General features: G+C 41.2%; 19 protein-coding genes. 8 read left to right on the top strand and 11 right to left on the bottom strand.

From position 1 onward, the window contains the following. Positions 1-109: 109 nt before the first annotated feature. The 5 genes from G9371_RS10320 to G9371_RS10340 form a co-directional block, all read right to left on the bottom strand. Positions 110-2071, bottom strand: a complete 1962-nt coding sequence (locus G9371_RS10320) for a family 2A encapsulin nanocompartment cargo protein cysteine desulfurase (protein ID WP_032050368.1) — start codon at positions 2069-2071, stop codon at positions 110-112. Beyond that, positions 2046-2978, bottom strand: coding sequence for a family 2A encapsulin nanocompartment shell protein (locus tag G9371_RS10325; protein ID WP_001107594.1), 933 nt, complete (start codon positions 2976-2978; stop codon positions 2046-2048). The genes G9371_RS10320 and G9371_RS10325 overlap by 26 nt, the downstream gene beginning before the upstream one ends. A gap of 240 nt (positions 2979-3218) precedes the next feature. Continuing rightward, on the bottom strand, positions 3219-4160 hold the full coding sequence (gene epsC, locus G9371_RS10330; protein ID WP_086221422.1) for a serine O-acetyltransferase EpsC: 942 nt from the start codon (positions 4158-4160) through the stop codon (positions 3219-3221). 18 nt (positions 4161-4178) lie between these two features. Next, positions 4179-4688 (bottom strand): rhodanese-like domain-containing protein, encoded by a 510-nt coding sequence (locus G9371_RS10335; protein WP_029424444.1) that lies wholly within the window; start codon positions 4686-4688, stop codon positions 4179-4181. Positions 4689-4926: 238 nt separating this feature from the next. Beyond that, complete coding sequence (locus G9371_RS10340; RefSeq protein ID WP_029424443.1) at positions 4927-5664, bottom strand: SDR family oxidoreductase; 738 nt, start codon at positions 5662-5664, stop codon at positions 4927-4929. Positions 5665-5789: 125 nt separating this feature from the next. Here G9371_RS10340 and G9371_RS10345 point away from each other — a divergent pair, with 125 nt between their 5' ends. Beyond that, a complete protein-coding gene (locus G9371_RS10345; protein ID WP_029424442.1) occupies positions 5790-6710 on the top strand; it encodes a LysR family transcriptional regulator in 921 nt (306 codons plus the stop codon). A gap of 37 nt (positions 6711-6747) precedes the next feature. Here G9371_RS10345 and yghU read toward each other — a convergent pair whose 3' ends face one another. The 3 genes from yghU to G9371_RS10360 form a co-directional block, all read right to left on the bottom strand. Further along, a complete protein-coding gene (gene yghU / locus G9371_RS10350; protein ID WP_029424441.1) occupies positions 6748-7608 on the bottom strand; it encodes a glutathione-dependent disulfide-bond oxidoreductase in 861 nt (286 codons plus the stop codon). A gap of 33 nt (positions 7609-7641) precedes the next feature. Next, a complete protein-coding gene (yfcF, locus tag G9371_RS10355) occupies positions 7642-8268 on the bottom strand; it encodes a glutathione transferase (RefSeq protein ID WP_029424440.1) in 627 nt (208 codons plus the stop codon). A gap of 120 nt (positions 8269-8388) precedes the next feature. Further along, the gene (locus tag G9371_RS10360; protein WP_029424439.1) at positions 8389-9294 is read right to left on the bottom strand and encodes a LysR family transcriptional regulator; all 906 of its coding nucleotides are present in this window, start codon (positions 9292-9294) and stop codon (positions 8389-8391) included. Between the two features lie 110 nt (positions 9295-9404). Between G9371_RS10360 and G9371_RS10365 the strand changes: the two genes are divergently transcribed. Both G9371_RS10365 and G9371_RS10370 read left to right on the top strand, forming a co-directional pair. Continuing rightward, a complete protein-coding gene (locus G9371_RS10365) occupies positions 9405-9836 on the top strand; it encodes a CidA/LrgA family protein (RefSeq protein WP_000102768.1) in 432 nt (143 codons plus the stop codon). A 13-nt stretch (positions 9837-9849) separates the two neighbouring features. Then, positions 9850-10539, top strand: a complete 690-nt coding sequence (locus G9371_RS10370) for an LrgB family protein (protein WP_001028702.1) — start codon at positions 9850-9852, stop codon at positions 10537-10539. Positions 10540-10546: 7 nt separating this feature from the next. Here the strand turns inward: G9371_RS10370 and G9371_RS10375 are convergent, their stop codons facing one another. Continuing rightward, positions 10547-12037, bottom strand: coding sequence for a PLP-dependent aminotransferase family protein (locus tag G9371_RS10375; RefSeq protein WP_029424438.1), 1491 nt, complete (start codon positions 12035-12037; stop codon positions 10547-10549). A 115-nt stretch (positions 12038-12152) separates the two neighbouring features. Here G9371_RS10375 and G9371_RS10380 point away from each other — a divergent pair, with 115 nt between their 5' ends. Next, entirely contained in the window at positions 12153-12788 is a 636-nt protein-coding gene (locus G9371_RS10380; protein ID WP_029424437.1) for an FMN-binding negative transcriptional regulator, read from the top strand. A gap of 42 nt (positions 12789-12830) precedes the next feature. After that, complete coding sequence (locus tag G9371_RS10385; RefSeq protein ID WP_029424436.1) at positions 12831-13424, top strand: GNAT family N-acetyltransferase; 594 nt, start codon at positions 12831-12833, stop codon at positions 13422-13424. A gap of 8 nt (positions 13425-13432) precedes the next feature. On the opposite strand, the gene G9371_RS10390 is transcribed toward G9371_RS10385, so the two are convergent. Beyond that, positions 13433-14620: an MFS transporter gene (locus G9371_RS10390; protein WP_029424435.1), complete on the bottom strand. Its 1188-nt coding sequence runs from the start codon at positions 14618-14620 to the stop codon at positions 13433-13435. A gap of 9 nt (positions 14621-14629) precedes the next feature. Beyond that, entirely contained in the window at positions 14630-15304 is a 675-nt protein-coding gene (locus G9371_RS10395) for a cupin domain-containing protein (protein ID WP_029424434.1), read from the bottom strand. A gap of 184 nt (positions 15305-15488) precedes the next feature. On the opposite strand from G9371_RS10395, the gene gcvA reads away from it, so the two are divergent. From gcvA to G9371_RS10410, 3 genes are all read left to right on the top strand, one after another. Beyond that, a complete protein-coding gene (gene gcvA / locus G9371_RS10400) occupies positions 15489-16403 on the top strand; it encodes a transcriptional regulator GcvA (RefSeq protein ID WP_029424433.1) in 915 nt (304 codons plus the stop codon). 109 nt (positions 16404-16512) lie between these two features. Next, positions 16513-18192, top strand: coding sequence for a malonate decarboxylase subunit alpha (gene mdcA, locus G9371_RS10405; RefSeq protein WP_029424432.1), 1680 nt, complete (start codon positions 16513-16515; stop codon positions 18190-18192). After that, positions 18192-19076, top strand: a complete 885-nt coding sequence (locus G9371_RS10410) for a triphosphoribosyl-dephospho-CoA synthase (RefSeq protein ID WP_029424431.1) — start codon at positions 18192-18194, stop codon at positions 19074-19076. The genes mdcA and G9371_RS10410 overlap by 1 nt, the downstream gene beginning before the upstream one ends. The last annotated feature ends 2 nt before the right edge of the window (positions 19077-19078 follow it).

A 19078-nucleotide genomic window follows, 5' to 3' on the forward strand; every position in this document is an offset into this window, starting at 1 on the left:
TATCGCTTAAAGTTTTAATTTCTTCAGTCGCCTTCGGCTGGACTTACTAATAATGGCAAATTAATTATAAAAAAAGACCGCTCAAAAGCAGTCTTTTCTACAAATAGATTTAATTGCTACGCCTATTACGTGTCAGTTGATGTAACACCGACACCAATAAATCAATTTCTTCCGTCGTATTATAAAAAGCCAAAGACGGACGCACGGTCTGTTCTACACCAAAACGACGTAAAATTGGCTGTGCACAGTGGTGACCAGAACGTACAGCAATACCATGTTGATTTAAAGCTTTACCGACTTGTTCGGTTGAATAGCCTTGTAAAGTAAAGGACATAACACTGGCTTTATGATGTGCCGTTCCGATCAGACGTAAACCAGACACACTACTCAGCGCATTTTGACCATATTCGAGTAGATCATGTTCATAGCGAGCAATGTTATGAATACCTAGACTTTCGACATATTCAAGTGCAGCACCTAAACCAACGGCATCGGCAATGTTTCCAGTTCCAGCTTCAAACTTGTTTGGTGCAGGTTGGTAAACTACCTGTTCGAAGGTCACATCCTGAATCATGTTACCGCCGCCTTCCCAGACAGGCATACTTTCAAGTAGTTCTGTTTTTGCATAGACCGCACCAATGCCCGTCGGCCCAAACACTTTATGTCCAGAGAACACAAAAAGGTCTGCATCGAGAGCTTGTACATTGGTAGGGATGTGCGAAACAGATTGAGCACCGTCAACTAAAACGCGTACACCTTTGGCATGGGCAATTTTAATGACTTCAGCAACAGGTGTGACTGTACCTAAAGCATTCGAAACTTGAGTAATCGACAACAGTTTAGTACGTTCATTAATCAGTTTCGGTAACTCTTCTAAAATAATCTGGCCCGTGTCATCCACAGGAATGACTCTTAATTTTGCTCCAGTTTTTTTAGTGAGTTGATACCAAGGCACAATATTGGCATGGTGTTCTAAGTGAGAAACAATAATTTCATCACCTTCACCAATATTTTGCTCACCCCATGTTTTTGCAATCAGGTTAATCCCTTCGGTGGTGCCTCGTACAAAGATAATCTCTTTGGAAGAGGGTGCACCAATAAATCGAGCAACCACATTTCGCGCATGTTCATAGGCATCGGTTGCACGAGCTGCTAACTCATGTGCAGCACGGTGAATATTTGAGTTTTCATGCTGATAAAAATAAGTAATCCGATCAATCACACGTTGCGGTTTTTGTGTAGTTGCGGCGTTATCAAACCAGACTAGAGGTCGACCATTGACGCGTTCCTGTAAAATTGGGAAATCGCGACGTATGGCATGCACATCGAGTGGTTGAGCACCGCTTGCTACAAAAGTGGGTTGTGATGGTTGATAGTGACTATAACTTTGTCCAGTTTGAGGCAAGTCTAAAAAATAAAATGCAGAGCTTGCCGAACTTTGGGGAGGCGTGTTCGTTGCAAAACGATCTTCCGTCAGCAATGATTTCAGCTGGTCACCATGTGGCAATTGAAAAGACTGTGCAACCGAATAATTATCTTCAACACCTTTAACAGATGGTTCTGCTGTATTGGGAGCAGAAAAATCATTTAAAAAATAATAAGGTGATTCACCTGCACCAGTGGGTAAGTTTGGTTCAATGCGTGGCACATTGGGTTCACTATGAGCAGCTTGTGGTAAATGTGGTTCAAATGGTGGGCGTGGCAAATTAGCTCCACCAACCACAGGCGCAGACGCTACAATTCGGCGTTCAGGGTAGTCTGGCAAATTTGGAATATGCTCAGGAAATTCCGGATTGAGACTTTTCTGAAAGGCGATATTGGGCGCACGACCACTGAGTGCAGAAAATGGTTCACCCGGTTGTGGTGGGTGCGGTGGCGCTCCGACAGGTAAGTCCAAGTTAAGGCCCGATGAAGAAGTCGAACTGCTTGAGCTTGGTAATGCTGAAAAAAACTCATTAGCAAGTTGAGCAATGGTGGACTCATCGGGGAAGTTGGCTGGTGGATTAACACCAACCACTTCAGACCCTATTGGACTACCTTGCAGATTACTTGTAGTTAACTGGGTAGTCATGATATTTGTCCACCTCCACATCATCTAATACTGCCAACGCATCGTCTGTTAATACTGCAAGTGAGCAATATAACGAGATTAGATACGACGCAATCGCGTTACGGTTGATTCCCATAAAACGTACTGAAAGCCCCGGTGACTGTTCACCCGCAAGACCCGGTTGGAACAAACCAACAATCCCTTGACGCTTTTCACCAACACGAAGCAGCAAGATTTTAGTTTTGCCATCTTCTACAGGAATTTTATTTGATGGAATAAGTGGAATTCCGCGCCATGTAATGAACTGCGAACCAAACAGACTAACTGTTGGAGGCGGTACACCACGGCGTGTACATTCACGGCCAAATGCTGCAATCGCATCAGGGTGTGCTAGGAAAAATCCCGGTTCTTTCCAGACTTTACGTAGCAAATCATCAAGATCATCAGGAGTAGGTGGACCATTTAAAGTCGAAATACGTTGGTCATCTGTCACACTTGCTAGTAAACCGTATTCAGGGTTATTGATAAGCTCGCTTTCTTGACGTTCTTTAATGGTTTCAATGGTTAAGCGAAGCTGTTCTTTAATTTGGTCGTGTGGGCTGCTGTAAAGGTCGGCAACACGTGTATGCACATCTAAAACAGTAGATACACCATTTAAAAAGTATTCGCGTGGCTCTGGGTCATAATCAACAAAAGTTTGAGGTAAAGTTGCTTCATCACGTTGTGTGCAAGCCACCTGAATATCATCGGTATTATTGACACGGTTTAGGCGATAAATACCTGCTTCAACAGGAATCCATTGAAGTAAGTGAGTCAGCCAGCGGGGAGTAATTGTAGAAAGCTGGGGAGCTGTCTTGGTTGCATTGGCCAGTTGACGGGCCGCATGGTCCCCAAGTGCAAGTTGGGCTTTGTCTGTATTTTTCGCCATGAATCATTTTTCCTTATTGCATTGGCTTTTTGAAAATAAAAATTCTAGGATGCATATAAACTAGAATTAGTTCTGGTTTTAAAATTAAAATCGCGTTATAAATTTTTTAAATACTGAGCTTATTAATGAGTTATCTATTTTCTAAATAAAAATATATTTAAACTAGAAATAAGCATTTTATTAATCTCCACGTTCTTTGTTTATTTATCTCCTTATCTATTTATTTCACATCTATAGTTTTTAACCGGCAATATGATTTTTTTGATAAGACTCATTCGGTGACTGTAAAATCTGGCTACCTGCAGCAACACTATGGGTTAGCCAAACATTCCCCCCAATAATTGACCCTCGACCAATGGTAATACGGCCTAAAATAGTGGCACCTGCATAAATCACGACATCATCTTCAACAATTGGATGGCGTATATAATCTTTTTTCAAACCACCATCATCATTGGTTTCAAAGCGTTTTGCTCCAAGGGTCACGGCCTGATAAATACGAACGCGTTCCCCAATCACACAAGTCTCGCCAATCACCACACCCGTACCATGATCAATGAAAAATCCTTTGCCGATTTGCGCACCCGGATGAATATCAATTCCTGTTGCAGAGTGAGCCAACTCCGAAATAATGCGTGACAATAAAGGCACTTGAGCATAGAGCTGATGGGCAATTCTGTGATAAATAATCGCAAATATGCCCGGATAGCAGAGTAATACTTCATCTACACTATGTGCTGCTGGATCACCTTCATAAGCCGCCCGCACATCGCCGTCTAAAAGGCGCCGTATAGAGGGCAAAGTGTTGGCAAAATCCTGCACAATAGTTTGAGCAAGTTCTTGTGGCTGCTGCACTGGGCTTGAATGACCCAAATGACGTTTTGCTTCATAATTCAAAGCCAGTTGTACTTGAGCATGTAAGGCTGTTAGCACCCGATTTAAAGTATAGGCAATATAAGAATCTTCAGTTTCCTGACGTAAGTCGGCAGGGCCTAAACGCATTGGAAATAAAATGCCGCACAGGTCATCTAAAATGGCCTTTAAAGCTTCTTTAGATGGAAGTTCGCGGCCCCCAAATTCTTTTGTCCTGTGCTGTTGCTGACGCCAGTCATGCCTTGCTTGTTGTAAACCTTGTACAACCGCATTAATGTTCCATTGAGTCACAAGCTTTCCTTGATTCACTGAAAATTGATTGAAGTATTAGTCTTGTTGCCAAGGAAGTTGGTGGATGCGCCAGCCATTTTTCTGATTACGCTGTTGTTGATCATTTAGATCGCCTTCGAAGCCTTCAAGAACGTTATAAATGTGTTCAAAACCTGCATTAAATGCGGTTTCGGCAGCTTGTGCTGAACGGTTGCCACTACGGCATAACAAAAGAATGGTTTTGTCTTTACCAACTTTTGATTCAAGTTCTTTTAAAAAGCGTGGATTACGGTTAAATGATGTGCCTGTTGCCCATGCAACATGGATACTTTCAGGGACATAACCCACAAATTTACGTTCTTCATTGGTACGCACATCAACTAAAACAGCTTCTCCTTGTTGTACGAGTTGCCATGCGTCAACAGGTGATAAACTGCCACTAAAATTTAGTTCGTGTTCTTGTGCATATTGCTGCGCTTTAGCAAGAATATCTTCGGCCGAAAAGGATGTATTTGAACCATTTGAGATAAAACCTTGTGGAGTTTCAGTATTTAATTTAGCGTTCATTGAATATATCCTTATCTTTGATTCAGATTGTTAAGGTTCAATTTACGCGTTTTTAAATATAAGCAAAAATAAGGAATATCTATTTATATATATTATTTTGATAAATAAGAGCGGTGAATATTTTATATAAAACAGTATTAGTTAATCTTATAAAGTTATTAAAATAAAATAAATTTAAGAAATTTTATTATTTAGTAAAAAACCGTACAGATTAAAATAATCCGCACGGTTTTTAAAATTAAGCAAATCCACCATTTACACGAATGACTTGAGAGTTTACCCAGCGCCCATCTGGACCAGCCAACATGGCCACTACGTCAGCAATTTCGTTAGGTGTTCCGATTCGTTCCAATGGAGCAAGTTTTGCAATAGCCGCTACTTGTTCATCAGTTTTTCCATTATAAAAAAGGTCAGTGCCTGTCGGGCCGGGTGCAACGGCGTTTACAGTAATATTCCGTCCACGTAACTCATTTGCTAACACATGTACCAAACCTTCGAGACCTGCTTTTGAAGCAATATAAGGACCATATAAAGGAAAAGATTTGGCAATTACACTGGTCGAAAGCGCAATAATCCGGCCACCATCTGGCACTGTTTCGGCCGCATGCGCCAATATTAAAAACGCGCCACGTAAATTGGTATGAATTACTTTATCGAAATCTGGCAGGCTTTCAGGTGTAATTTTTGCCATAGGCATAATACCGGCACTATGAACCACAACGTCTAATTGCCCGTTAATCGCTTTAGCTTCTTGAAACAAACGGCTCACCTCATGTTCATTTGCAACATCCGCCTGAATAGCTGAGGCTTGACCACCTTGCTCAATAATATGTTCTACAGTGGCTTGGGCATGCGCTTTATTGCCAGCATAGTTAACAATCACATAAAAACCATTTTGAGCTAAACGTTCTGCAACAGCACGGCCAATACCACGTGATGCGCCAGTAACCAGAGCTGTTTTTATTGAAATATTCATTTTTAGATTGCCTGTTTGAGTAAGTATGGCTTATTTTAATAATATAGAAATATGGGATAAATCATCAGAATTGGATAAGATAATTCCGTATATATTAATAATGGATAGGGTTAAAAGATATCACCATGGACAAATTTGATACCTTGCAACTTTTTACCCGTATCGTAGAGCTGGGTAGTTTTAGTCAGGCAGCCGATCAGCTAAATATCCCACGTGCTACAGCAAGTAATGCCATTAAGGAGTTAGAGAATAACTTACAGTGCCGTTTACTAGAGCGGACGACTCGGCATGTAAGGCCATCACTAGATGGACAGGCATTTTATGAACGCTGCACACAAATATTATCGGAACTTGATGATGCCGAATCATCTTTACGCAATGTAATTGCTCAGCCCCGTGGTTTATTACGTGTCGATTTATCAGGCGCACATGCAACTAAAATTGTTTTACCCAATATCGACCAATTTCACGAGTTATACCCTGACATTGAACTGGTAATCAGTACGGGGGATCGCTTGGTTGATCTGATTAGGGAAGGGATAGACTGCGTAGTGAGGGCGGGGCGTTTAGATGATTCCACTTTAATTGCCAGACATTTGGTCGATATGCCACAAGTCATTTGTGCAAGTCCTGACTATTTAAATAAACATGGAACGCCAGAGCAACCAGAAGATTTGTTATCACATTATTGTGTCAATTTCTTTTCGACATCAGGCGGACGGAATTATCCATTTGAATTGATGGTGAATGGCAAAAAACAAGATTATTTTTTGAAAAGCTGGATCGCGGTAAATGACGCTGAAAACTATGTATTATCTGCCTTACAAGGGGCTGGCTTAATTCAAGTACCGCGCTACCATGTGGCAAATGAATTAAAAAATGGGCGTCTGGTTCAGGTTTTATCTGAGTGGGAAATCCCGAAGATGTCAGTTTCTGCTTTATATCCGCAGCATCGGCAGCTCTCGCCACGCGTACGAGTTTTTGTCGCTTGGCTGAGTGAGTTATACACGGGCTATTTTGCCAACTTTGTATACCCGCAAAAATGAAATATCTTGCGGGTAAGTCAAAAACTAAATGATATTTTTAAGACTGATTCTGCAATTTATCTTGAGTCTTGGTCTCAAAATCACTCGCATCATGGCGTTCATGCAACTGCGTAGCTAAATCACCAAAAGTACGGTTGACCATACGGCCACGTTGTACCGCAGGGCGCGCTAAAATCGCATCTGCCCAACATTGAACATTTTTATATTGATCGACACCTAAAAACTCCGCGCCGTTATACACCCAGTTTTTAACAAGACCGCCATACCAAGGGAACGCTGCAATATCAGCGATGCTATATTCAGAACCAGCCAAATATTCGTTTTTTGCCAGATGCTGATCTAATACATCAAGTAAGCGTTTTGTTTCCATTGCAAAGCGGTTAATCGCATATTCAATTTTAACAGGGGCATAAGCATAAAAATGTCCAAAACCACCACCTAAGTAAGGTGCACTGCCCATTTGCCAGAATAACCAATTGAGGCATTCAGTACGTGCAGCAATATCAGTCGGAATGAATGCTTTAAACTTTTCAGCCAAGTAAAGCAAAATTGAGCCAGACTCAAATACTCTTAATGGCGGGTTTTGACTATGGTCAACCAATGCTGGAATTTTAGAGTTGGGATTAATTTCTACAAAGCCACTACCAAATTGCTGTCCTTCACCAATTTTAATCAGCCAAGCATCATATTCAGCATCTTTATGTCCTAACGCTAAAAGCTCTTCTAGCAAAATAGTGACTTTTTGACCATTAGGCGTTGCTAAAGAATAGAGCTGGAGCGGATGTTTCCCTACTGGAAGTGTATGTTCATAACGCGCACCTGAGGTAGGTTGGTTTAAATCGGTTTTCTCTCCAGTCCATTGCCAAACTTGTGGAGGAATATAGTTTGAATCACTCATTTTTTATCTCATGTTTGGTGTAAATATAAGGATTTATTTATGTCGCAAGGCAAGCCATTTTTGTACGCTCGGACGTTGCCATTGCTGTAATGCATAGGTTTTTAAACGCTGTGGTACAGCATCACCATTTTGAATAAGGCGTTGCAACATCAGGGCAAGTTCAGCATCCACAATACTCCATGAACCAAAAAGAAATTCGGCATCAGACGCAAGAAGTTTTTCTGCAACAAAGAAAAGTTTCTCCGCAGCTTTTTTGCCTTCTTCTGAAAGTGGAGTGGACTTGGGCTGAATAAAAATAACATCGGTTGGACGTTCAGTTCTTAGGGCTACTAAGTCCGATCGGAGCCATGCCTGAATTTGTCTTGCTCTTGCGCGTGCTTGAATATCTTTTGGATAAATAGCTGTGTTTGGATAAAGCTCTTCAAGATATTCCAAAATGGCAGAAGATTCTGATAAGGCAAAATCATTATGCTCAAGTACAGGCACTTTGGCAGTTAGTGACTTTGCTACATAAGATTTTTCAAACTGGCCTTGCTGGCCTAAGTTGATGGTCGCTATTTCAAATGGAATTTGTTTTTCATGTAGCCCTACAAAAACTGTAAACGCGTAGGGGCTTAGAAATTGTGAATCTGTGTACAGCTTAAAATGTTCATTATTCATTGTTATTGTCCATGTCATAAAACAATCGGATCTAGTCTAAGTGAGCTGATCCAAGATTGGGTAGCTTTTTTGTGGAAAAGCTTTATCGGTTTTTGAATTAAGCTATTTCAGTGTTCTACGTTAGGGCTTAATGTGTTGAAAATGCTGACGAACAATACTAAGCCATGCCTGTACCGCTGGTGAGACAGGAAGATTCTTTTTCCAAGCCATGACTAAGTGCCACTGAATATTTGGTTTTTCGAGTGGCACTGCTGCAAATAAAGTCGGGTCAAGCATGTCGGTATAATATTGAGGGAGAAGCGCAATTCCCATACGTTGTAACACCATGTCTGCCAAGAGATGCCATTGGCTGGTACGGCAAGCAATGGTTGGGTAAAAACCATGCTGCTTACAAGCATCGAGAATAATACTGTTTAAAGAGAAATTTTCAGGAAACATTAAAAATGATTGGTGTTGTAGCTCTTCTAGATTTATTTTTTTGCGGGTTGCCCAAGTTGCATCACGACGTAAAAGTACCATTAAAGGGTAGTTACATAACTCGATGCTATTAAAGATTTGCTTATCAAAAGGCTGCAATAAAACGCCAACGTCTAGTTCATTGTTAAGCAAAGCTTGTTCAATACCGCGTGAACCAACTTCCATAAAAGCTAATTCAATATCTGGCAATTGCTGATGATAATCAAATAGGGCAGTCGTTAAGAGCTGCGAGCCTAAAGGCGGAACGCCAAGTTTTAGAGTTCCTGTTTTTAATTGTTGGTAGTTTTCAATTTCAAGAAAGATGTTCTGTTCTGCTTGAAGAAGCTCAATCGCATGTTGATAAATGCGCTCTCCAATTTCAGTTAGTTCAATTTGTCTTTTTCGTCCATGATCGGGTTTAACCAAAAGCTGTACCTGAAGCTGCTCTTCGAGTTGTTGTAATATTTTACTAATGGTGGGCTGAGTCAGATATAACTCTTCAGCAGTACGGGTAAAACTTTTAGTTTTAACCAGAGTAACAAAGCACTGTAATGATTTTAGAGAAAGCATAATAAAGAATAGATTATTCCATTTTGGAATAATATTAACATGAATAATTCATATTTAGCAGGTTTAACCAAGCTAGCATAATAGTGTAGTTAACCATTTAATTTCGAAAAATGAGTACTGAATCTGCTTCTGGAACACCCTCACAACCATCACTGTTCGTGTTAGTTAAACAAATTCTCATTTTGGCTGGATTTTGGTGGATCGGATATCTCTTACACCAAAAACTCGGTGTGCCTGTCTCGGCAGGTATTTTAGGTATGTTTTTATTGCTTTTATGCCTGTTCTTTAAAATTATCAAAATGGATCAGGTGGCAATGGGAGCAACTGTGGTTTTAGGTGAGCTATTACTGTTTTTTGTGCCTGTAGTCGTTGCCGTTGTCCAGTATAAAACCCTTTTTATGACCGAAGGATGGCAAATCGTCTTAAGCATTGGGGTTGGGACCATTTTAGTCATGTTAAGCACTTCACTGACTATTCATTATTACAATCGTTTGAAGGCTTACTTACAGGCTAGAAAACGTCTTCAACATAAGCATATCTAAAGAGCATAATGACATGAATATCTGGTCAATTCTTTGTCTCATCTGGACTTTGGCCGCCTATGTTGTGGCAAAGCGAATCTATCAAAAACATCCAAAACTTTGGTTATCACCCGCAATTAGTGTGCCTGTACTTACCATCATTTTGATGACGATTTTTGGAATTTCATATCAAACTTACGCAGAAGATACCCAGTGGATTGTTAATTTATTAGGTCCTGCAACGGTAGCTTTCGCTATACCGATTTATCGTTATCGGGAAACGATTCGTAAAAACCTCGGAGTTCTTACGATTGCGATTATTGTGGGCATGAGTGTAGGCGTGATGACTGCCTATAAAATGGCGCAGTGGTTCCACTTTAGCCCTGAAGTCACCAACAGTTTGATGGCACGTTCTATTTCAACACCTTTTGCCATGATTTTAGCTGAAGATATTCATGGTTCGGCGGCATTGGTTTCCCTATTTACTGTTATTACCGGTTTGGTCGGTATGATTTGTGGCGATGCAATTTTGGCAATTACTAAAATTCGTTCTAATGTGGCAAATGGTGCCGCCTTGGGTAACGCAGCGCATGGTTTTGGTACAGTTAGAGCACAGCAGCGCAATAGTGAAGAAGGGGTGATTGCCAGTTTAACCATGGTTATTGCTGGTATTTTAATGGTACTCATTGGACCATTTGCGATTCATCTATGGTTGCTGTTGTAAGGTTTACCTACATTGACTTGGCGTGCTGTTGAATAATCTTTGATAATTTTTTGATAGCTTGTTGCATCAGTTCGGGTTCAAAATCGCCTAAGCCGACAATTAAACCCGAACGTCGCCGCTCTTTTGAAAATGTCGGTGAAATTGCTTTGATGGCAATACCTGCATCGACTGCCGAGCTTGCAACGTCAATATCATTAATATGTTGAGCAAGCCATAACACCATATGCATGCCTTGATCGCCTGGCTGTAACCAAGCCAGTTCTTGAGGTATGTATTTTTCAATCAAGCCAATAATGTATTCTCGAACTTCTGCATAGACATTTCGAGTACGTCGAATATGTCGTTCCAAATAACCCTCTTGAATAAAAGCAGCCAAAACGTGCTGGTCAGCTGCAGGCGGGTGTCGATCAATTAAGACTCTAAGCCCACAAAAAGGTGCTACCAATTCTTTAGGTAACACAGCATAGCCAAGTCTAAGAGACGGAAATAGGACCTTACTGAAAGTGCCAAGATAAATGACTTGGTCGGGTGCCATGCCTTGTAAAGAAGGGAAAGGCTGCCCGTTATAACGAAGTTCACTATCGTAGTCATCTTCAATGATCCATGCATTTTGTTGCTTTGCCCAAGTTAATAAAGCTGTACGTCTTGCTAGACTCATTGGCATACCAAGTGGATATTGGTGAGACGGTGTCACAAAAGCAGCACGGGCATGTTTAGAAAGCTTAATCCCAGTTTCAACCTGAATGCCTTCTTCATCAACAGGAACACGCACCATTCGAATATTTTGTACAGCATGCTCAAAAATAGCCGTTGTACCCCGATAAGCCGGATCTTCAACCCAAACTTCATCTTTTGCTTCAAATAAAATCTGGCTACAAATATAAAGTGATTGCTGGATGCCAGGTGTAATCACAATTTGGTCAGGTTCGCAGTGGACAGAGCGTGACCGTCGGACATAGTCTGCTATAGCGACTCTTAGTGATAACACGCCTTGAGGTTCGCCATAACCCGAAGGAATCCCTGCACCTCGTGATCTATATTTATTACCAAATTTACGCCAGATGTCGCTCGGTTGAGTACGACCGACGGGGACAGATACCGCAAAAGGAACATGAGGAAGTGGCTTAAATTCATCAAGCACTTTGGCATAAGAACGTGCCGATTTGGTCAACGATATCGAGTTAGGTTTATTTTCTTTTGATGAATGTTGTATTACAGATGTTTTAACCAAAGCATGAGACACATAAGTGCCAGTTCGTGGTTGAGAGTCAAATACACCTTCAGCTAAAAGCTGATCGTAAGCTTCGATAATCGTTCCGCGAGCGACCCCAAGTGTTTGAGCCAGTTCACGTGAAGAAGGCAACGGATCGCCGGGCTGTAAATCACCACTTTGTACAGCTTCACGCAAAGCTTGGGTCAGTTGAGCACTTATCTTTCCTTGGCTTTTATCAATCTTTGCAATAGACGGAAGTTCCACAACTTTTGCCATTCTTGCCATAATTCTGGTCTACTTAAAAAAATACAAAGTGGTTCTTTTTAATAAACCACATAAACCAGAAAATTTACAACACAAAATATAAATAGCCCTGATATTTACAGCGAGGTTTTTAGCCATGTATATCCCTGATGATTTTGCAGAAAACCGTTTGGATGTATTGCATTCTCTTATTACAGAACATCCATTTGGGGTGCTTTTTACGCATGGAAGTAATGACTTAGATGCAAATCATCTTCCATTCGAGTTACAAGCAAATGAAGGGAAATTTGGCATGCTACATGCTCATGTGTCACGAAATAATTCTGTTTGGCAGGACATTAAAAATGGAGATGAGGTATTGGTCGTTTTTCAAGCAGGAGATGCTTATATTTCACCAAACTGGTACCCATCCAAACATGAACAGCACAGACAAGTACCCACATGGAACTATAGGGTTGTGCATGCTTATGGGAAAGTGACGATTCGAGATGATGAACGTTACGTCCGTGGTGTTGTGGCTCGTTTAACCCGCACCCATGAAGCTTCTCAACCTGAACCATGGAAAATGTCAGATGCACCAAAAGACTATCTTGAACCGATGTTAAAGGCGATTGTGGGAATGGAAATTGAAATTACCAAGCTGCAAGGAAAATCAAAACTTGGGCAAAACAAAGAACGCCGAGACATTTTAGGCGCGGCAGATGGCCTATCGAAATCTGGTCATCAAACTATAGCGAATGCCATGTACAGTGTGGCTGAGTTAAATAAATAATTTTGAAAATATAAAAGCTTAATATCAATTGAGGAGATAAAGATGTCTTTGACTACACCTGTTGAGTTATTGGGTGAACACGTTATTTTAAAGCCGCTAGATGTAACTCAAGCTGAAGCGCTCAAAGAGGCCGTTTGCGATGGGGAACTCTATAATCTTTGGTATACCCGTGTGCCAAGACCTGAACAGATGGCTGCTGAAATTGAAAGACGTCTTGATTTGCAAAAATCCGGCTCTATGTTGCCATTTTATATTGAAGACCGAAAAACGGGGCGAGCGCTGGGCATGACAACTTTAATGCATATTGAAGAAGCCCATCGCCGTGTAGAAATTGGCTCAACATGGTATCGAAAGTCTGCACAACGTACGCCTGTAAATACTGAATGTAAAAAGCTATTGTTGGCTCATGCATTTGAGACTTTAAACTGTATTGCGGTTGAGTTACGCACATCTTCTTTAAATGTTCAAAGTCAAGCCGCGATTGTACGCTTGGGTGCAAAGCTAGACGGTGTGCTAAGAAGCCATCAAATTGTGAAAGATGATATTTTGCGGGACACTCATGTTTACAGTATTTTAAAACATGAATGGCCTGCGGTCCGTCAAAATCTAGAATGGCTATTGAGCAAACCGCGTTAAAAGGAATTTTAAGCAAGCTGTTTTTCTCTTTTTTGGCTTAGCCAAAAGAGAGAAGCTGCGGCAATCACCAGCCATGGTATTAAAGCCATATTCATTGCTTTCCAGCCAAATAAATCCAGTAAAGCACCTGCACTAAACGAACAAATCAAACCGACAACAAAAACGGTCATATCGTTAATAGCTTGGGCCTTGGCTTTTTCAGCTACAGAATAAGTTCCTGTGAGTAAAGAAGTACTGCCAATAAATAAAAAGTTCCAACCCACGCCTAATAAAATTAAAGAAATAGCAAAAGATGCGAACTGAATACCTGAGAGAGCAAACCCAATGTAGCAAGCAAATAATAAAAGACCTGCAAACATGATTTTAAGCACACCAAAGCGAGCGATTAAATGTCCAGTAAAGAATGAGGGTAAAAACATACCAAGTACATGTAGTTGAATGACTGTCGTAATTGACCCAAGTTCATGGTGTGAATGTCGCATGGCAATGGGTGTTGCGGTCATACCTAAAATCATAATGCCATAACCTGTGACGGCACCAAACAGAGCAACTAAATAGGTCGGTTGAAAGACAATCTGTTGCCATGGACGACCAGCAGTAAAGTCAGACTTTTGCTCAACTGTATCAGCTATATGTAAGCTAGATAAAATGCCCATTGCCACAAGTGAGATGATACTAATAATTAAAAATGAACCGATATATTCTAAATGCTGGAATAAGGGTCCACCAAAACGGGCTAAAGTCGGACCAATCAGTGCTGCAACAATTCCACCTGCCATAACCCAAGAAATAGCGCGTGAGCGGAACGCATCATTTGCCACTTCACTGGCAGCAAAACGGTAAAACTGAGCAAAGGATTGATAGGCCCCGACACATAGCGTACCCAAAGCCAGAAGCATGAGTGAGCTATAAAAAATGCCGATTGATGCAATAATGCCGCCGAGCACACCTAAAAAAGCGCCAAATAGAAAACCGTTACGTCGTCCTACACGTGCCATGAGCATCGATGCAGGGAACATCATTAAAGCCGTACCCAAAAACATAGAGGCGATAGGCAGCGTTGCAAGTGTTGGGGTATTTGCAATATTTGCCCCAGCCAAGCCACCAATGGTCATGACCATGACAGAAACGGTTTGGAAAAGTGATTGGGAACTCGCCAAAATTAATACTTGGCGGTGCATAGTATTTTGAAGCATAAAGAGCCTTTAATTATATTCAGCAATGGCTGAGGCTAGGTGTCCGGTTTTTACATAAAGACAAGCGCCAGACAAACCCGCTTGAAAATGGGCAGGTGTTTTTGGAGGTAGGCGTATCCATGTTCCAGCGTCAAAAACCATTTCTTTATCAACCAACTGACCTTGGGTAATCAAAATTTCGATTCCACCCTCAGCTTCTTCAATAAAAAGTTGCTGCGGCTTGAGTTTTTCTAAATAAGTGTGTTCATAACTTGCATCAACCAATGTGCAAATTAAACGCGAATCTATTTTTTGCCATTGTGTTGGGTCATTGGTATTGATTCGTAAGGTTTGAGTTTCTGACGTAGGAATTTGCATAAGTTTGACAAAAATCAATGCACCTTCTTCGCTCGACGGTTGATGTACCGACTGATGGGGACTCCGTAAATACCATCCAGCGGGATAGTGTTGATTTTGATTTTCAGTAAATACGCCTGAAAGTACGAGGATTTCTTCACCATGATGATGTCGATGTTCAGGGAAAGTTGTATGTGGTGCATATTTGACCAAACTAGTCGCGCGGGCTACTTCATCGCCAATACGATCGAGCATGACACGATCAACTTCCCCACGGGGAGATTTCACCCAGTGATAGTCTTCAGGTTTGATAATCACAGCCTGTGAAAAATCGGTATGGATCAACATGAATACTCTCCTCCTAAAGGCAATTCTCTTTATTCAATAACAAAATAAATAAAGTGAGTGAGCAAGCCTACTCAAGATGTAAAAATTTAATCGTTATGAATAGATTACAGAGCATTTTAGAAATAAAGATTTATAAGTACAAATGAGATAATCTACTTAGCCAATAAAGAAAATCTTTAGTGTTATGAATTCACCAGTTTATCTCAATGCACTTCGTGCTTTTGAAGCCAGTGCACGACACAAAAGTTTTTCTACTGCGGCAAAAGAGTTGAATGTGACACCTGCTGCGGTGGGGCAATTGGTACGCACACTTGAAGATTGGTTAGGTTTTCCTTTATTTCATCGGCAAACTAACGGTAAAAATCGGCTGGTTGCTACCGAACTGGCTGAGTCGGTTTTACCGGATATTCGGGCGGGTTTTGATAAGTTGACTTTGGCTTTGGAAAAATTAAAACAAGATTCTCTATCAGGTGTGCTTAATATTGCGGTGAGCCCTGCATTTGCCGAAAAATGGCTATTACCAAGAATTGATCATTTTCAAAAACAATATCCAGATATTGATATTCGTTTAGACATTAACTTGAAAACCGTAGATTTTTTAGAACAAAAAGTCGATGTGGGTGTCAGATATGGTCAAGGACAATGGCAAGGTTTAGAAGCCGTTAAACTTATGGATGAAGAGGTTTATCCCGTATGTTCGCCCGCATTTTTAAATGAACATTCATTTCTCTTAACCCCAAATGATCTGAAAAATACCACTTTAATTCATGATCTTTCTATGGAAAAACATCAACAATTTCCGGGGTGGCAATCTTGGCTAAAAAGTGTAGGTTTGAATGACATCAATATTAGCCGTGGTATGCAAATCAACAGTTCATCTGCAGTTTTACAGGCTGCAATGGAAGGACATGGTGTTGCATTAGCGCGTAGTGTTATGGTGCAAAAAGATATACAAACCGGGCGTTTGATACGATTATTTCCTCAAATTCACTTCTCATCGCCCTTTTCTTATTATTTGGTGTACCGACCACAATACGTAAATTTACCCAAAGTCAAAATCTGTCTAGATTGGTTTTTTGAAGAAATTCATCGAATATAAAATTAATCATTAACCTGAAGTTAATAACTAACGAAGTAGGTTGATTGATCGAAATTCCATAAAGCGTTTTTATAGATTCAGAACAAAACTGCGATCTATAGGTAAGTACATGGAAGGATCAGTTCAGAATAAAGAACGATTATGGACAAAGCGGCGTCATGCCAAACAACTAAAACTAGAGATGGCAAACCAATATACCGATGGTGTGGTGATTCCAACTCAAGACATTATTAAAGTTTTGGAAACCTTAATTACACCGGGTGACAAAGTTGTACTCGAAGGGAATAACCAAAAGCAGGCTGATTTTTTATCGCGCTCTTTGGCTCAAACCAATCCAGATATTTTGCATGATTTGCATATGATCATGCCAAGCGTAGGGCGTTCAGAACATCTTGATCTGTTTGAAAAAGGTATTGCGCGTAAGCTCGATTTTTCTTTTGCTGGCCTACAAAGTTTGCGTATTAGTCAGTTAATTGAAGATGGTTTACTAGAGATTGGTGCGATTCATACCTATATCGAACTATATTCACGTTTGGTAGTCGACCTCATTCCAAATGTGGTGCTCTCAGCGGGTTTTATGGCAGACCGTCAAGGCAATATCTATACAGGTCCAAGTACCGAAGATTCTCCAGCACTTATTGAACCTGCTGCTTTTAGTGACGGTATTGTGATTGTTCAGGTCAATGAACTGGTCGATGACGTCTCAGAGTTACCCCGTGTCGATATTCCTGCTTCTTGGGTTGATTATGTGGTGGTGGCGGATCAGCCATTTTATATCGAACCGTTATTTACTCGTGACCCGAAACACATTAAGCCAGTGCATGTGCTTATGGCGATGATGGCAATTCGCGGAATTTATGAAAAGCATAATGTGCAATCGTTAAACCATGGTATTGGTTTTAACACTGCGGCAATTGAACTGATTTTACCGACCTATGGCGAGTCTCTAGGTTTAAAAGGAAAAATTTGCCGAAACTGGACACTGAATCCGCATCCAACCTTAATTCCAGCGATTGAAACCGGTTGGGTTGAAAGCGTGCATTGCTTTGGTACCGAACTCGGTATGGAAAAATATGTTGCTGCTCGTCCCGACGTTTTCTTTACAGGTCGTGATGGCGCTTTACGTTCCAACCGTATGATGTGTCAGCTTGCAGGTCAGTACGCCGTTGATTTGTTTATTGGCGCAACTTTGCAAGTTGATGGTATGGGCCATTCTTCAACTGTCACCAAAGGTCGTTTGGCTGGTTTCGGTGGTGCACCAAACATGGGGCATGATCCACGCGGACGTCGTCATGATACACCTGCATGGTTAGATATGCGTTTGCAAGGTGCCAATGAAACCGAAACTTATTTGGCACGTGGTAAAAAGTTAGTTGTACAAATGGTGGAAACCTTCCAAGAGGGTGGCAAGCCAACTTTTGTAGATCGTCTCGATGCGATTGATGTTGCTAAAACGGCAGGCTTACCTTTAGCCCCGATCATGATTTATGGCGATGATGTGACCCATTTACTGACCGAAGAAGGCATTGCTTATCTATATAAAGCAAGCAGTCAAGAAGAGCGTCAAGCCATGATTGCTGCGGTGGCAGGTGTGACCAGTATTGGTTTAACTCAAGACCCAAAAACAACAGCACGTTTAAGAAGTGAAGGTCTGGTGGTATTCCCTGAAGATTTAGGTATTCGCCGTACCGATGCCACACGTGAACTTTTAGCGGCGAAAAATATTGCCGACTTGGTGACATGGTCAGATGGTTTATATCAACCACCTGCAAAATTCAGGAGTTGGTAATGATGGCACAAGTACAATATCAAACATTTAGCGATAGTCAGCTTTTAGCAGATATGGCAGTCAAAGCGTTAATTGATGAAGTTAATCTGACGCCTAAACCAGCCTTGGTAGATCGCCGTGGCAGTGGTGCACATGATGACCTGACTTTGGAATTAATGGAGCGCTCTGCGAAAAGTTTAGGACCCATGTTTGAAGCGATGGCTCAAGCTGCGAAGCATCACGGAAAAGTTTGTCTGGCCTTACGCGAAGACATTGGAGAAATTGGCCGCCAAGGTGAAAAGACCATGATGTTGGCGACAAATGGTGTCAACACACATCGCGGTGCAATTTGGGCATTAGGGTTAATGGTTACCGCAGCAGCATTAGCGCACACGAATCAACAGTACTTTTCTGCTGTTGAGCTATGCCAGTTAGCAGGCCAGATTGCTCAGTTTGAAGATCGCTTTATTCCAAAGCAGGCTTTGAGTCATGGTCAGCAAGTACAAAAGAAATTAGGCATCTTAGGTGCCAAGGAACAGGCACAACAAGGCTTTCCAACTATTGTGAATTTTGGGTTAAAGCAACTTTATCAAAGTCGTAGTAAACCCATGAAAGAAGAGTTTGCTCGTTTAGATGCCTTACTTGCCATGATGACTGATTTGACCGATACCTGTGTGCTTTATCGATCTGGAACATCTGGTTTAAAGCATATGCAACAAGGTGCTCAGCAAGTATTGGATTTGGGTGGCAGTTCAAGCTTAGAAGGTCGACGTGCTTTGCATCTTTTAGAGATTGATCTGCTTCGGATGAAGGCGTCTGCTGGTGGTGCCGCAGATTTGTTGGCAGCAACCTTGTTTATAGATCGTGTTGAGCAGTCATCTGTGAAAAATAAAAAGGGATTTTGATT

The sequence above is a fragment of the Acinetobacter sp. EKM10A genome (assembly GCF_011075215.1).
Lineage (GTDB): Bacteria > Pseudomonadota > Gammaproteobacteria > Pseudomonadales > Moraxellaceae > Acinetobacter > Acinetobacter baumannii.